The sequence below is a fragment of the Kitasatospora sp. NPDC056651 genome, from assembly GCF_042792155.1.
Lineage (GTDB): Bacteria > Actinomycetota > Actinomycetes > Streptomycetales > Streptomycetaceae > Kitasatospora.
On the sequence record NZ_JBHTWX010000039.1, the window covers coordinates 24,251 to 38,414 of the forward strand.

14 protein-coding genes are annotated in these 14,164 nt (G+C 75.1%); 7 read left to right on the forward strand and 7 right to left on the reverse strand.

The features are described 5' to 3' along the window. Positions 1 to 12: 12 nt before the first annotated feature. From ACFRAR_RS17420 to ACFRAR_RS17440, 5 genes are all read right to left on the reverse strand, one after another. Positions 13 to 1,221, reverse strand: coding sequence for a sensor histidine kinase (locus tag ACFRAR_RS17420; RefSeq protein ID WP_380698931.1), 1,209 nt, complete (start codon positions 1,219 to 1,221; stop codon positions 13 to 15). Further along, positions 1,218 to 2,039: a response regulator gene (locus ACFRAR_RS17425; protein ID WP_380698932.1), complete on the reverse strand. Its 822-nt coding sequence runs from the start codon at positions 2,037 to 2,039 to the stop codon at positions 1,218 to 1,220. Before ACFRAR_RS17425 ends, ACFRAR_RS17420 begins: the two co-directional genes overlap by 4 nt. After that, on the reverse strand, positions 2,036 to 2,884 hold the full coding sequence (locus ACFRAR_RS17430) for a hypothetical protein (RefSeq protein ID WP_380698933.1): 849 nt from the start codon (positions 2,882 to 2,884) through the stop codon (positions 2,036 to 2,038). Before ACFRAR_RS17430 ends, ACFRAR_RS17425 begins: the two co-directional genes overlap by 4 nt. A 155-nt stretch (positions 2,885 to 3,039) precedes the next feature. Then, complete coding sequence (locus ACFRAR_RS17435; protein WP_380698934.1) at positions 3,040 to 3,768, reverse strand: class F sortase; 729 nt, start codon at positions 3,766 to 3,768, stop codon at positions 3,040 to 3,042. A gap of 31 nt (positions 3,769 to 3,799) precedes the next feature. Then, positions 3,800 to 4,258: a hypothetical protein gene (locus tag ACFRAR_RS17440; protein ID WP_380698935.1), complete on the reverse strand. Its 459-nt coding sequence runs from the start codon at positions 4,256 to 4,258 to the stop codon at positions 3,800 to 3,802. Positions 4,259 to 4,547: 289 nt separating this feature from the next. On the opposite strand from ACFRAR_RS17440, the gene ACFRAR_RS17445 reads away from it, so the two are divergent. From ACFRAR_RS17445 to ACFRAR_RS17455, 3 genes are all read left to right on the forward strand, one after another. Next, complete coding sequence (locus ACFRAR_RS17445) at positions 4,548 to 4,997, forward strand: hypothetical protein (RefSeq protein WP_380698936.1); 450 nt, start codon at positions 4,548 to 4,550, stop codon at positions 4,995 to 4,997. Positions 4,998 to 5,165: 168 nt separating this feature from the next. Continuing rightward, a complete protein-coding gene (locus ACFRAR_RS17450; RefSeq protein ID WP_380698937.1) occupies positions 5,166 to 5,399 on the forward strand; it encodes a hypothetical protein in 234 nt (77 codons plus the stop codon). Positions 5,400 to 5,602: 203 nt separating this feature from the next. Next, positions 5,603 to 6,148, forward strand: coding sequence for a methylated-DNA--[protein]-cysteine S-methyltransferase (locus ACFRAR_RS17455; RefSeq protein WP_380698938.1), 546 nt, complete (start codon positions 5,603 to 5,605; stop codon positions 6,146 to 6,148). Between the two features lie 53 nt (positions 6,149 to 6,201). On the opposite strand, the gene ACFRAR_RS17460 is transcribed toward ACFRAR_RS17455, so the two are convergent. Further along, complete coding sequence (locus tag ACFRAR_RS17460) at positions 6,202 to 7,281, reverse strand: ATP-grasp domain-containing protein (protein WP_380698939.1); 1,080 nt, start codon at positions 7,279 to 7,281, stop codon at positions 6,202 to 6,204. Positions 7,282 to 7,609: 328 nt separating this feature from the next. On the opposite strand from ACFRAR_RS17460, the gene ACFRAR_RS17465 reads away from it, so the two are divergent. Together ACFRAR_RS17465 and ACFRAR_RS17470 are read left to right on the forward strand one after the other, a co-directional pair. Beyond that, entirely contained in the window at positions 7,610 to 9,028 is a 1,419-nt protein-coding gene (locus ACFRAR_RS17465) for a family 2B encapsulin nanocompartment shell protein (protein WP_380698940.1), read from the forward strand. Positions 9,029 to 9,251: 223 nt separating this feature from the next. Then, on the forward strand, positions 9,252 to 10,301 hold the full coding sequence (locus ACFRAR_RS17470; protein ID WP_380698941.1) for a family 2 encapsulin nanocompartment cargo protein polyprenyl transferase: 1,050 nt from the start codon (positions 9,252 to 9,254) through the stop codon (positions 10,299 to 10,301). Positions 10,302 to 10,434: 133 nt separating this feature from the next. Here the strand turns inward: ACFRAR_RS17470 and ACFRAR_RS17475 are convergent, their stop codons facing one another. After that, positions 10,435 to 11,475, reverse strand: coding sequence for an NAD-dependent epimerase/dehydratase family protein (locus ACFRAR_RS17475; RefSeq protein WP_380698942.1), 1,041 nt, complete (start codon positions 11,473 to 11,475; stop codon positions 10,435 to 10,437). A gap of 208 nt (positions 11,476 to 11,683) precedes the next feature. Between ACFRAR_RS17475 and ACFRAR_RS17480 the strand changes: the two genes are divergently transcribed. Both ACFRAR_RS17480 and ACFRAR_RS17485 read left to right on the forward strand, forming a co-directional pair. Then, the gene (locus ACFRAR_RS17480) at positions 11,684 to 12,751 is read left to right on the forward strand and encodes a DUF1254 domain-containing protein (protein WP_380698943.1); all 1,068 of its coding nucleotides are present in this window, start codon (positions 11,684 to 11,686) and stop codon (positions 12,749 to 12,751) included. Positions 12,752 to 12,812: 61 nt separating this feature from the next. Continuing rightward, positions 12,813 to 14,147 (forward strand): DUF1254 domain-containing protein, encoded by a 1,335-nt coding sequence (locus tag ACFRAR_RS17485; RefSeq protein WP_380698944.1) that lies wholly within the window; start codon positions 12,813 to 12,815, stop codon positions 14,145 to 14,147. Positions 14,148 to 14,164: the final 17 nt, after the last annotated feature.

Consider the following 14,164-nt stretch of genomic DNA (forward strand, 5'->3'; position numbering starts at 1 on the left):
GCCAGTCCGGGGTCAGTCCGGGGGCAGGGTGAGGGTGGCCAGGGCGCCGCCGTCGGGGTGGTTGGCGAAGGTCAGGGCGGCGCCGATGACGCGGGCGTGGCCGGTGGCGATGGTGAGGCCGAGGCCGTGGCCGCGGCCGCGTTCGGGGGCGTTGGTGCGGAAGCGCTGCGGGCCGTGTCGCAGGATGTCCTCGGGGTAGCCGGGGCCGTGGTCGCGGACGGTGATCCGCAGGCCGTCGACGTGCAGCTGGACCGGGCCGGCGCCGTGGCGGTGGGCGTTGAGGACCAGGTTGCCGAGGATGCGGTCGAGCCGGCGCAGGTCGGTGCGGACCTGCCGGTCGGCGGCGATGTCGACGGTGACGTCCAGTCCGGTGAGGGTGACGGTGCGGCGCACCGCGCGTTCCAGCGGGACGGCGGAGAGGTCGGGGGACTCGGCGTCCGCGTCCAGCCGGGAGACCTCCAGCAGGTCCTCGACCAGGCCGCGCAGCGCCTGGACCCGGTTCTGCACCAGCTGGGTGGGGCGCCCGGGCGGCAGCAGTTCGGCGGCGGTGACCAGCCCGGTGAGCGGGGTGCGCAGCTCGTGGGCGACGTCCGCGGTGAAGCGCTGCTCGTCCTCCAGGCGGCGGTGCAGGGTGCGGGACATCAGGTCGACGGCGGCGGCGAGGTCGGCCACCTCGTCCTTGCCGTCGACGAGTTCGCCGATCCGGGTGTCCGTCCCGCCGGCCGCGATGCCCCGTGCGGCGGTGGCCGCGGTGCGCAGCCGGCGGCTGATCCGGTCGGCGACCAGCACGCCGGCCAGCACGGTGGTGAAGACCGCGGCGACGACGGTGAGCAGGATGATCCGGTCCAGGTCGGCGATGGCCTGCCGGTCCTGGGTGAAGTCCACCCGGGCGGACAGCACCCCCTCCTGCACCGGGCGGGCCGCCCACATCGACTCGCCCGTCCCGTCGGCGGCGAGCAGCGAGCCGTGCCGGCCGCCGGCGACGAGGGCGCGCAGCGGGTCGGGCAGGGCCGGGTCGTTCAGGGCGGCGCCCCGGCCGAGCGCCTTGCCGCCGGCGCGTTCGTAGTCGGCCCGGCCGGAGTCGAGGACGGCGAGCGCGGCGGACCGGGCCTGGTCGACGTGCTGACGGATCATCGCCTGGTGGACCAGCAGGCCGACGGCCACCGCGACCAGGACGGCGATGGCGGCGACGGCGGTGGCGATCTGGCGGCGCAGGGTCATGCCGGGCGCCGCAGCTTGTAGCCGAACCCGCGGACGGTCTCGATCCGGCCGGAGCCGATCTTGGCGCGCAGCCGCTGCACGTGGACGTCCACGACCCGGGTGTCGGCGCCCCACTCGTAGTCCCAGACGCGCTCCAGCAGGGTGGAGCGCTCCAGCACGATGCCGGGCGCGGCGGTGAACTCCAGCAGCAGCCGCAGCTCGGTGGGGGTGAGCGGGACGAGGCGGCCGTCCACCCGGACCTCCATGCTGTCGGTGTCGACCTGGAGGCCGTCGAAGCTTCGTACGGGGGCGGGGGCGGGGGCGGGGGCGGGGGCAGCGGCGGTGGCGGTGGGGGCCGTGGGGTCGGCGCCGGCGGTGGGGAACACCTCCGGCGGCGGCGGGGCGTCGGCCGCCGGGACGACCCGGACGCGGCGCAGCACCGTACGGATCCGGGCGACCAGGACGGCGCTCTCGAAGGGCTTGACCACGTAGTCGTCCGCCCCGGCCTCCAGCCCGGAGACCACGTCGACCGGGTCGGTCCGGGCCGACATCATCAGGATCGGCAGCTGGCTCTCCTCCCGGATCCGGCGGCAGAGCCCGACCCCGTCGAGCAGCGGCAGCATGACGTCCAGCAGGAGCAGGTCCGGCCGGACGGCGTGGAAGGCCTCCAGCCCCTCCAGGCCGTCGGCCGCCGTGGTGACCGGGAAGCCGTAGCGTTCCAGGGCCATCCGGGTGGCCTCGCGGATCACCTCGTCGTCCTCGACCAGGAGGATGCGCGGCTGGGCGGCGGGGGTGGCGGCCGCAGGTGTGGCGGTCGCGGGGGTGGTGGCGGGGTTCATCGCTTCGGCTCCGGGATCACGACGGGGGCGGAGGGCTCGGAGGAGGGCCGTACGGCGCGCGGGGAAGCGATGGGGGGCCTGGGGGCCGACTGCTTCGGCGGGAGCGCGGTGGGCCGCGCCGGTACCGCGCCGGGCTCGGCCGCGGCGGGGTCCGGCGGGCCGGGCTCCTGGCCGGTGGGCGGGAGCACGCCGACGCCCACGTCCCGGCGTTCCTTCAGGGCGAGCTTGGTCCCGTCCCACTCGTAGTGGCTACTGGCCTGGAGGTAGGCGCTGATCGGCTCGTACAGCCACAGGTCGGGACCGATGGTCTCGGCGCTGAACGCCGGCTGGACCGGTACCCGCAGGACGGGCAGCAGGCGGTCCTCGGCGAGTGCGTAGACGTGCAGCACGACCAGTCCCGGGACGGAGACGACGGTGATCAGTTCGGGCCGCCCGTCCCCGGTGAGGTCGCGGAACTCGGGGGCGCGGACCTCGCAGCCGGCGCAGGAACCGAGCGCCTGCCGCTCCTCCGGGCCCACCTTCGGGTCCCTGGCGAGGACGGCGCGGACGTCGACCGCGGTGATGTCGTGCCCGGGGACGGTCAGGTCCGGTACGGGCTGCGGCTCCTGGGAGACACCGGCCGCCGTCGCCGTCGCCGTCGGCGAGGGGGAGACGGACAGCTGCGGCCAGAGCGGCTGGGCCTCCGGCGGCGGGGTGACGGTCCTGGCCGGGCCCTGGTCGAGCAGGCCTCCGGGGGTGGCCCGGCCGAAGGCGAGGGTGGCGAGGGCGATGAGGACGACCAGGCCTGCCAGGGCGGCCATCGGGACGGCGCCGGGCCGTCGGCGGGGGGCTGGTATGGCTGCCACGGTCGGTGCTCGTCCTCCTGGTCTGCGGCGATGCCTCGGGTCGGGCTCCCCGTCAGCGCCCCTGGGGTTAGGTCGCGCGGACGGTGGCCGGCGGTTCCGCCGGCCACCGGTACCGGCGGTCACCGGTTCCGCCGGCCACCGGTCGCCGGCGGCCGTCAGGCCAGGTCCGCCAGCACGATGATGTTGTCCGTCCAGTGGCCGTCCGAGCCGATCCGCCCGCCGCAGGTGATCAGCCGCAGCGCGGGCGCGGGCGTGTCGCCGTAGACCTGCTCGGTCGGGAAGCGGTCCTTGGCGGCCTGGAGCAGCGTGCGGACCTTGAAGTCCACGGTGCCGCCGTCCGCGCGCCGGATCCGGATCAGCTCGCCGGGCCGCAGCTTCGGCAGCTGCTGGAAGACCGCAGGGCCGTGCGCGGTGTCGTAGTGCCCGATGAGCACGGCGGGGCCGGTCTCGCCGGGGGAGGGGCCGTTGCGGTACCAGCCGACGTCCTGGCCGCGGTCGGCCGGCGGCACCTCGACCGTCCCGTCGGGGTTCAGTCCGAGGCCGGTCACCGGCGCGTCCACCCCGACGGAGGGGACCAGCAGCCGGGTCGGCGGCGAGGGCGGGTACGGCTTCGGGGTGGTGGGCGCGGTGCCGGTCGCGGCCGGGGTGCCCGGGGTGTCCGGGGCGGTCGCCGGGGTGTCGGTGCCGGCGCCGTGCCCGGAGGCTTCGATCCGCACCACCGGGGTCTCCCGGCCGGACAGCGCGAGCGAGGTGCCGAGCACCAGGCAGAGCAGTCCGGCCGTGCCGAAGGCGGTGCGGCGCAGCGGTCCCGGGCCGGGCCGGGCGGCGCGTCGCCGTCCCCGCCCGGGTGCGCGCCCGCGTCGGTGGCTGCTGGTCCCCGCCACCGGGGCCGCCCCGGCGGACTCGGGACCGGTGTCAGCCGCGCGCACCGGAGCGGCGGCGCAGGACGGCGAAGCCCAGCGCCGCGGCGCCGACGGCCGCGACGGTGCCGCCACCGGCGAGCATCAGACCGGAACTGTCGGAGGCGCCGGAGCCGTCACCGGCCTGCGCGGCGCCCTTGGGCACCTCGCGGACCTGCGGCTGGGCGCCACCGGGGGCGACCGGCGCCGGAGTGGCGGCGCCCCGCGGGACGACGGCGGGAGCGGCGGCCGGGGCGGCCGGGGCGGCGGGGGCCGGGGTGGCCGCCCGGGGGGCCTCGACGGCCGGCTTCGGCGCCGCGTCGCTGCCCGGGGCGGCGACGCTCGCGGTCGGCTTCGCCGCGCCGTCGGCCCAGGCCTGCCCGCCGGTGACGGTGGCCAGCAGCGCGACGCCGGTCAGGGCGCAGGCCGTCAGGACGCGGCGGGCGGGCGAGCGGTGGGTACGGCTCCTGCTCATGGGGTGTCTCTCCATCTGCATCGGTCGGTACGTGGTGGACGCCGGCCCGCGGTGCGGTTCGTGGGGCCGGGCGTACGGGGGGTCAAGGGACGTCCGTCGTCGGCGCCGGACGCGTACGTCCTCGTCGTGGACGCCGTCCGGCCCGTTCGGCCGGGGCGTCGTCGATGACGGTAGGAGGGGCGTGTCGCGGTGCTCGGCCGGTCGTGTCACGGCCACTCATCGGCTGCGTAACGACGCCGGGTGTGACGAGTCGGGACCCGACGCCGCTGGGCGAAACGCCGCCGGGCTGGTGACCTCGGCCTGGGGCCTGGTGATGGGCGGGCTGCTGCTGCTCGGCCGCACCCCCGCCCGTCCGCTCGCGGTGGCGTCCGTGGCGTCCGTGGCGGCGCTGGCCTGGGCGCTGCCGTCGGCCGTGCTCGCGGCCGGGGTGCCGCTGCCCTGGGTGGCCGTCGGTGCGCTGGTGGCCGGGGCCGGCCCGGCGGTCTGCGGGGCGCTCTACAACACCACCACGCAGAGATGGGTGCCGACGGAACTGCTCGGCCGGCTGACGGCCTTCGGCGTGCTGGACGCCTTCTGCCTGGGCCCGCTCGGGCTTGCGGCGGCCGGTCCGCCGGCCGACCGGTTCGGGTCGGGCACCGTGCTGCTGCTCGGGTCTGTCTGGCAACTTGCGGCCGGGGCCGTAGTGTTGGCGGCACCGGCGGTACGGAACCGCCGCTGGGAGGAGGGCCCGGGCAGCTGACCGACCCCTGGACGGCTTCGGGGCGCACCCCCGGCCCACCGCGCACCGCGCCCGGCCGGCCCCGGAGCGCGACCGGCTGCCCCTCCCGCGCGTGTGCGCCTCCGCGGCGGGCGGGGCGGCCGACCCGGTCGTACGGTGGGAGGACGGGGGTGACGGAGGAGGTCGATCATGCCCGGTTCGCTCACCATCAGCCATCACGAGTCCGCCGCGACCGTGGACCACATGGACGCCGAGCGGCTCGCCACCGTCCTGGCGGATCTGGCGTACCTGCTGGAGATCCCGGGGCCGGACCGGATCAGTGACGCGCAGCTCGCCGTGCTGTGCGAGGGGCGCGGCCCGGACCGCGCCGAGCTGGTGCACTGGTGCGCGTCGCTCGCCCGCGGGCTGAAGGGGCAGCTCTGACCGGAGCCGCCCGTGCTCGCGGTGCCGGCCGCCCGCCGTTCCCTGCCGGCCACCCGCCGCTCCCTGCCGGCCACTCGCCGTCGACCGCGGCCTACCGGGCGTCGCCCGGCGGCCGCCCGCCGTACGATGGCGCGCGGGGCGGGGACGTCTCCCGGGTGCCGGGGTGGCCGGTGGCCGGTCCGGTGGAGGGTGGGGGCCCGATCGTGTCGCAGTCCTGGTCGATGTCCTGGCTCACCGTGCCCACGCCGCTGCCCAGCGGCCCGATGCACATCGCGGTGACCCCGCTCGGCGTGGCGGCGGCCGGCTACCACGGGCGCGACGGCGAGCGGCCGCCGTGCACGGACGAGGCGAGGGCCACCGCCGTCACCGAGCGGATCGGCGCCTATCTGGCGGGCCGCACCCACGAGTTGGGCCTGCCGATCGACTGGAGCCTCAGCTCGGGACCGCACCGCGCCGTGCTGCGGACGCTCTGGCGTGAGGTGCCATACGGCCGGACCATCACCTACGGCGAACTGGCCGCCCGCAGCGGGGTGTTCGAGGACGTCACGGAACCGGGCCTGGCCGCTCGCACGGTCGGGCAGATGATGGCCGCCAACCCCGTTCCGCTGCTGGTGCCGTGCCACCGGGTGGTGGCGGCGGACGGGATCGGCGGCTTCGGCGGCGGCAAGGTCGGCATCGAGGTGAAGCGCTGGCTGCTCACCCTGGAGGGCGTGCTGGAGCCGACCCTCGACTGGAACGGCCCGCTGTAGCAGCGGAGTCGGCGCCCGTCGCCCGTCGCCCGTCGCCCGTCGCCCGTCGCCCGTCACGCCCGGGCCCGGACCAGTGACACCCGTCCTGGCGCCCGGCGCGGCCGCACCGGCTGGATGCCGGGCACCAGCGTGTACTCGATGCCCCGCACGTCCGGCCCCGCGCCCGCGCCGTCCGCCCCCTCCGGCCGCTCTCCGAGCGCCAGCCGCACCGCGTCCCACGGCAGGTTGAGGCCGCACAGCCGCAGCTGGTGGAGCCCGGCGGCGGGGCGGGTGTTGACGTCGATGACCACCGGCCGGTCCTCGAACCGGCGGAACTGCACATTGGACAGGTACGCCATCCCCGTTGCCCGGACCAGCCGCCGGACCGGCTCCAGGTAGCGGTCCTCGGTGGTGAAGCCCCGGCGGCGGCCCTGCTTGGTGCGCCCGACCACGGTGAGCGGATCGCCGCTGCGGTCGGCCAGGCAGTCCACCGAGACCTCCGGCCCGTCCAGGTACGGCATCACCAGCAGGTCCACCGGCTCGCCGTCCGGGCCGTCCGAGGCCAGTGCGGCGGCCACCTGCTCGACCTGCACCCGGTGGTCCCAGCCTGCCAACCGCCTTGCGCCGTAAGGCTCCCGGGTGAGCACCCGGAAGCCCGCGCCGCCGGCGCCGGAGGTGGGCTTGAGGCAGGCGGTGTGCCCGTCGCCCTCGATCCGCTCGACGGCGTCCCACAGTTCGCCGGGGGTGCGCACCCGCCACCAGGGCGGGGTGGGCAGTCCGGCCCCGGCGATCGCCGCGTAGCCGTCGGCCTTGCTGGTGAAGGCCGCTATCGCGGTGGCGGGCGGGCAGAGCAGCGCGGTGCCGATCGCCTCGAACTCCGGCCGGGCGAGGGCGATGGCGAGCTGGTGCAGCTGCGGGACGAAGACGTCGACGGTGTGCCGGGCGCAGTAGTCCAGCGCGTAGCGGACGTAGTCGGCCGCGGGCAGGTCGACCGGCTCCGGGGTGCCGTGGTCGGCGGCGGCGAGTACGGGGGAGTCCGGGTCGCCGTGGGTCGCGTGGACCACCACCGGGCGCGGCGCGGCGCGCAGCTGTTCGATGAAGAAGACGTTCTCGGCGTAGGCGCGGTTCAGCCAGACGCGTACGGGTGCGCTCATGTGGCCTTCCCAGGATGAGAGTTGACGAAGGGTCAGGAAACCCTAGCGACCTGTTCGAACGGGTCGGACGGCGGGGGCGCGACGCGCGGATCGCACCGAAGGGCGGCGCGGGCCGGGCGGCCATGGGGGAGGATGGGGTCCGGCGCTCCGATTTGTTCGAATAAATAGTCGAACAGATATCGATCGGGTGATCTATTCGTACTATTTGTTTGGCCATTCCGAACCACTCGAACGAGTGATTGCGGGACGCCCTCGAATGGGCCCACTATGAAGCTGCAACACGCATGTGCAAGGCGACACTTCATCGGGTATGCGAAGGGCTCCCCTCATGTCGACCGAAACCAATGCCGGTATTCCCGCACCAGGTGCGCCTTCGGGGATCCGGCAGCAGCAGAGTCTGAGCACGGCCGGCGCGCGGAACCTCGCGACGACCACCAAGTCCGCGCCGCAGATGCAGGGCATCAGCCCGCGCTGGCTGCTCAGGAGGCTGCCCTGGGTGCAGGTGTCCGGCGGTACCTACCGGGTGAACCGCCGCCTGCGCCACTCGGTCGGCCGGGGCCGGGTGGGCTTCGTCAAGACCGGTGCCGAGGTGCGGATCGTCGCGCCGACGCTGGCCGAGGTGCCGGTGCTGCGCGGCTTCCAGGACGAGGCCGTGCTGGAGGAGCTGGCCGGGCGCTTCGTGCAGCGGGATTTCAACCCGGGCGACGTCCTGGTCCGGGCCGGGGCGCCGATCACCGAGGTGTTCCTGATCGCGCACGGCAAGCTCGACCGGCTGGGCACCGGCAAGTACGGCGAGGAGACGGTGGTCGGCACCCTCGCCGACGGCGACCACCTCGGCGACGAGGCGGTCCGGCAGAACGGCGGCGACTGGCCGTACACCGTCCGCGCCGCGACCTCCGGCACCGTCATGACGCTCTCCTGGCCCGCCTTCCAGGAACTGCACGACCGCTCCGAGGCGCTGCAGCTCCAGATCATCGAGTACCTGAACGGCTTCCAGCAGGCGCAGAACAAGCACGGCGAGGCCGCGATCGACCTCTCCTCCGGCCGCCGCGGCGAGTACGACCTGCCCGTCGCCTTCGTGGACTACGAGCTCAAGCCGCGCGAGTACGAGCTGAGCGTCGCGCAGACCATCCTCAAGGTGCACACCCGCGTCGCCGACCTCTACAACGAGCCGATGAACCAGACCGAGCACCAGCTCCGGCTGACCATCGAGGCCCTGCGCGAGCGCCAGGAGCACGAGCTCGTCAACAACCCCGAGTTCGGCCTGCTGGAGAACGCCGCGTACGACCAGCGGTTCCAGACCCACTCCGGCCCGCCCACCCCGGACGACATGGACGAGCTGCTCAGCCGCCGCCGCGGCACCCGGATGTTCCTGGCGCACCCCAAGGCCATCGCCGCCTTCGGCCGGGAACTCAACAAGCGCGGCCTCTACCCGGGCACGGTCGAGGTCGAGGGCAAGCAGATCATGGCCTGGCGCGGCGTCCCGGTCTTCCCGTGCAACAAGATCCCGGTCGTCGGGAGCACCAGCTCGATCATCGCGATGCGAATCGGCGAGGACAATCAGGGCGTCATCGGCCTGAACCAGACCGGAATTCCGGACGAGTACCAGCCGGGCCTTTCGGTGCGGTTCATGGGAATCGACGAGAAGGCCATCATTTCGTACCTGGTGAGCGCCTACTACTCCGCGGCGATCCTGGTTCCGGACGCGGTCGGCGTCCTGGAGAACGTGGACATCGCGCAGTACTGACGGCTCGCGGCGGCCGGTCGCGCGGCCGTCCGACTCGCCGCAGCCGTGCGCGACGCGACGTACGCGTTCGTGCGTTACGTACGCGTTCGTGCGTTACGTACGCGTTCGTGCGTTACGTACGCGTTCGTGCGCGACGTACACGACCGTGCCCGACACCGCAGGGCAACCCCGGTCCGCCGACGGCGGACCGTCCCACGACAGGCGCCGACAGGGGGAAACACCCATGACCAGTCCCACGCTGGAGCGGGACCACAAAGAGGGGCACGAGGCGGCGGACATCCTCGCCCGGGCCCGCGCGCTGGTCGACCCGGTGCTGCGGGCCGCCGTCGACTCGCTGCCCGGCACCATGCGCAAGGTGGCCGGCTACCACTTCGGCTGGTGGGAGGCGGATGGCACTCCCGTCGAGGCCCCCGCCGGCAAGGCGATCCGGCCGGCCATGGTCCTCGCCGCCACCCAGGCGCTGGGCGGCAAGCCCGACCAGGCCGTCGCCGCGGCCGCCGCGGTGGAGCTGGTGCACAACTTCACCCTGCTCCACGACGACGTCATCGACCGGGACGACACCCGGCGCCACCGGCCCACCGCCTGGCGGGTGTTCGGCATCACCGAGGCCATCCTGGCCGGGGACGCCATGCACTCCCTCGCGCTGCGCCTGCTCGCGGAGGACACCCACGGGGCCGCCCAGGGATCCATCCGCCGGCTCACCGACTGCGTGGTCGAACTCTGCGAGGGGCAGCAGATCGACTGCGCCTTCGAGCGGCGCGACGACGTCTCGCTGGCCGAGTGCCTGGCGATGGCGGAGGCCAAGACCGGCGCCCTGCTCGGTGCCGCCTGCGCGATGGGCGCCCTGTACGGGGGCGCCTCCGAGGAGGCCGCGCGGGCGCTGGACGGCTTCGGCCGGGAGATCGGCCTGGCGTTCCAGCTGATCGACGACCTGATCGGCATCTGGGGGGACCCGGCGGTCACCGGCAAGCCGGTCGGCGCGGACCTGGCCGCCCGGAAGAAGTCGCTGCCGGTGGTCGCGGCGCTGGGCTCCGGCACCGTCGCGGGCAAGCGGCTCGCCGAGTTGTACACGCTCGAACGGCCGCTCAGCCGCGAGGAGTTGGCGCAGTGCGCGGCGGCGGTCGAGGCGGCGGGCGGACGTGGCTGGGCGCAGGGCGAGTCCTGCGAGCGGATGGCCGCGGCGATGGCGCAGCTGGCCGCCGCGGTGCCGGAGCCGGCCGCGGCCGACGAACTGCTGGCGCTCGCCGAGCTGGTGACCCGCCGCACGCACTGAGCGGCCCGGCCGCGCGGGTGCGTCCTCAAACGTGTCCTCCAGTGCGTCCTCAAACGCGTCATCACCTGTGTTCGCAGGAGTGGGAAGCCGGCTCTCCCGACGTCCCACTCCTGCCGCCCGACCAGGCCGGCCCTCAGCCGTAGGGCGTCAACAGCCGCCGCTCCTTCGCCGGTTCGATGCCCTGCCGGACCGGCGCGTCCGGCCGCCCCTTGCGTCCGGCCGCGTCGGTGTCCTCGGCCGGCCCGCGCGTCCGCAGCCACTCCCAGGTGTCCCGCGCCGTCTCGGCGAACGGCCGACAGCGCAGGCCGGCCGCCTCCGCGCGGGCGGTGCCGGCCAGCCAGGCGCCCGCCAGCTCGGGCAGGTCCGGTGCCCAGAAGGGGAGTTCGGTCCACGGGGCGACCTGGTCCGGTCCCTCGGCGAGCAGCTGCCCGTCCCCGACCCGGACCAGCTCGGTGTCCGCGGCGCCCGCGACCGCCCGGCAGGTCTCCAGCCACTCGCCGAAGCGGAGCCGGCCGGGCGGCGCCGTGGTGACGAAGCGCCCCGCCGTCCCGGCCGTCAGCAGGTCCAGCCCGAAGGAGGCGAAGTCCCGGACGTCGATCACCTGCATGGTCCGCTGCGGATCCCCCGGGGCGAGCACCCGCCCGCCGCGCGCCATCCGCTCCAGCCACCAGGGCAGTCGTCCGCCGTTCTCGTGCGGTCCGACGAGCAGGCCGCTGTTGAGCACGAGTGTGCGCCCGGCGCCGAACCCCGCGAGCACGGCGCGTTCGCAGCCGGCCTTGAGGGTGTTGCCGGGTGGCCGGCCGGGTGGGGTGTCGGCGGGGCAGGGGTGGAGTGCGGAGCCCTCGTCGATCACCCGGGCGGGCCAGTCGGCGAAGGCGTGCACGGAGGAGACGAAGGTGTAGTGGTCGGCCCGCCCGTGCAGCAGCCGGGCGCTGAGCGCGGCCTGGGCGGGCTGCTGGGCGGAGGTGTCGACGACGGCGTCCCAGCGGCGGCCGTCGACCAGCCGGGCGAGGTCGTCGGCGCTGTCGCGCTCGCCCCGGACGGACTCGACCCCGGGCAGGTCGGCGGCACTGCGGCCGCGGTTGAAGGTGGTCACCCGGTGGCCCCGGGCGAGCGCCTCGACGGCGTAGGCCCGTCCGAGGAAGGACGAGCCGCCAAGCAGGAGGATCTTCATACCGATGACCCTGCCTCGGCCGTCCCGCCGGTACGCCCGGATTAGCGCTGAGCAGAGGGCGGAACCCGGGCGGGGGAGGGAGCAGGGGCGGAGCGGATCCGACATGCCGCCCCACCCGGCCCCGCATAGCATCCGATTCATAACCGATTGATACCGATTGATACCGATCCGTACAGAAGCAAGCGGCCCGCGGCGGGAGAGCGACAGCATGGTCAACCCGGCACTCGTGGACCCGGCCACCGTCCGCGCGACCGCCGCCGAGGCCTGGATCCGCGGCTATCCCATGCTGCGGAACTACCGCGCCCTCTACGCCCAGGCCCTGGACGACGCGGACCCGGGGTACGTCGGCGGCTTCGGCGTCTTCCGCCACCAGCCGCGGCCGCCCGCCCCCGCCGACCCAGGCGGCTCCGCCGCTCCCGGCAGCCCGCTCCGCGCCGACGAGCCCGGGGAACCCCCGTACTCCCGCGCCTGGCTGGACCTGCGCGCCGAGCCCTGGGTGGTCTCGGTGCCCGCCGAGGCCCGGGACCACGTCCTGCCGGTGCACGAACTCGACACCGTGTACGCCGGGTTCATCGGCACCCGGACCACCGGCCCCGGGTCCGGCGACCACCTGGTGGCCGGACCCGACTGGCACGGCGAGCTCCCGCCCGGCATCCGCGGAGTGATCCGCACCGCCACCCGGCTGGTCGGCATCCTCGGTCGCACCCGGCTGACCGGGAACACCCCCGCCGAGGTCGCCGGACTCGCCGCCGTCCAGGAGCGGTACCGGCTGCGCCCGCTGCACGCGTACGCCGGCACACCCGCGCCGGCGCCCGCCCCGGAACCGGTCTGGCCGGTCTGGCGCGAGGAGGTGACGGACACCGTCGAGTTCCTCGCCTTCCTCGACTTCCTGCTCGGCTTCTTCCCGCTGGACGGCCCCGTCCCGCTGCCGCCCGCCGAGGTGGGGCTGCGCGGCCGCCTCACCGACCTGGGCGTCGACGGCCGCGGCGAGTTCGAGCCCGCCGCCCTCCCGCTGGAGGTGCGCGCCGAGATCGGGCGCGGCCTCGCCGACGGGCGTGCCCGGCTGGTCCGCGCCGTCGCCGAACTCGCCGACCCCGCCGGGCTGTTCGGCACCCGCGAGCAGATCGGCGCGGACTTCCTGCGGCAGGCCGTCGGCGCCGCGGTCGACCTCCACGGACTGCCCGCCGAGGAGGCCCGGCAGGGGCGTTGGGAGGCGGATGGCCCCGCCGCCGACGACGGTCGGCTCCCGCCGCCTCCACCGCTCGAACCGCGCTGACCGCCGCGCACCCGCCGAGCATCCGACCCGCACCTTGACCGCTTCGTACGAAGGACCCGTGATGAACCAGTCCGAGCTGGAGGCCCTCGCCGCCGACGCGTACGTCTACGGCTACCCGCTGGTCGCCGGCCTCACCATGGTCGAGCGCTTCACCAAGGGGGGCCTGGGCACCCTTCCGGCGGCGCCGTTCAACCACCTCGGCCACGCCACCCGGCTGGCCGGCCCGGCCGACGACTTCGTCTCCGTCAACAACGACACGATCTACTCGATGGCCCAACTGGACCTCTCGGAGGGCCCGCAGGTGCTGCACGTCCCGGACACCGCGGGCGCGTACTACGTGCTCCAGGTCATCGACGCCTGGACGGACAACATCGCCTACCTCGGCCGCCGCGCCACCGGCACCCACGCGCAGACCTGGCTGATCGTCCCGCCCGGCTGGCACGGCACCCCGTCGGACCCGTCCCGGGTGATCGAGCTGCCGACCACCGTCGGCACCCTCGTCGGCCGCTTCGCCTGCCTCGACCCGGACGACCTGGCCCGGGTGCGGGCCCTCCAGGCCGCCCTGGAACTGGAGCCGCTGGAACCCGGCGGCCTGGTCGCCGGACTGCCCGCGCCGGACAACGACGTACCCGAGCGGCTGGCCTTCTTCGAACGCCTGCGGGTCTGGATGCAGGCCTTCCCGCCCGCCACCGCGGACATCGAGTACCAGCGCCGCTTCGCCCCGCTCGGCCTGCTGGACGACGGGGCCTCGCCGTACCGCGCGGCCGCCCCCGAGTGGACGCTGGCGCTGGCCAAGGGCCTGGCCGCCGGCCGCGAACGGGTCGAGGCCGCCACCCGCCCGCCCGAGGACCACCCGCTCGGCGAATGGCGCAGCACGCTCCACCTCTTCGACTACAACACCGACCACCTGGGTCCCGGCACCCTGGACGACCCCGAGTGGCGCATCCCCGACCGCCGCGCGGCCTACCTCACCCGGGCTGCCGCCGCCCGCGCCGGCCTCTGGGGCAACCACGCGTACGAGGCCTCGTACGCGATGACCTACGACGACTCGGACGGCCGGGCCCTCACCGGAGCCAACAGTTACACGCTGCGCTTCGACCAGCCGCCCCCGGCCGAGGCGTTCTGGTCCGTCACGATGTACTCCGTCCCGGACTACTGCCTGGTGGAGAACCCGATCGACCGCTACTCGATCGGCGACCGCACCCCCGGCCTGGTCCGCGGCGACGACGGCTCGCTCACCCTGACCCTCCAGCACGACCAGCCCGAGGACCCGGACGCCGCCGCCAACTGGCTCCCCACCCCACCCGGCGAGTTCCGCCCCATCCTCCGCATCTACCAACCCGAACCCCCGGTCCTCGACGGGACCTACCAAGTCCCCCCGATCCACCGCACCTGACCTGGCCAGCCCGTCCC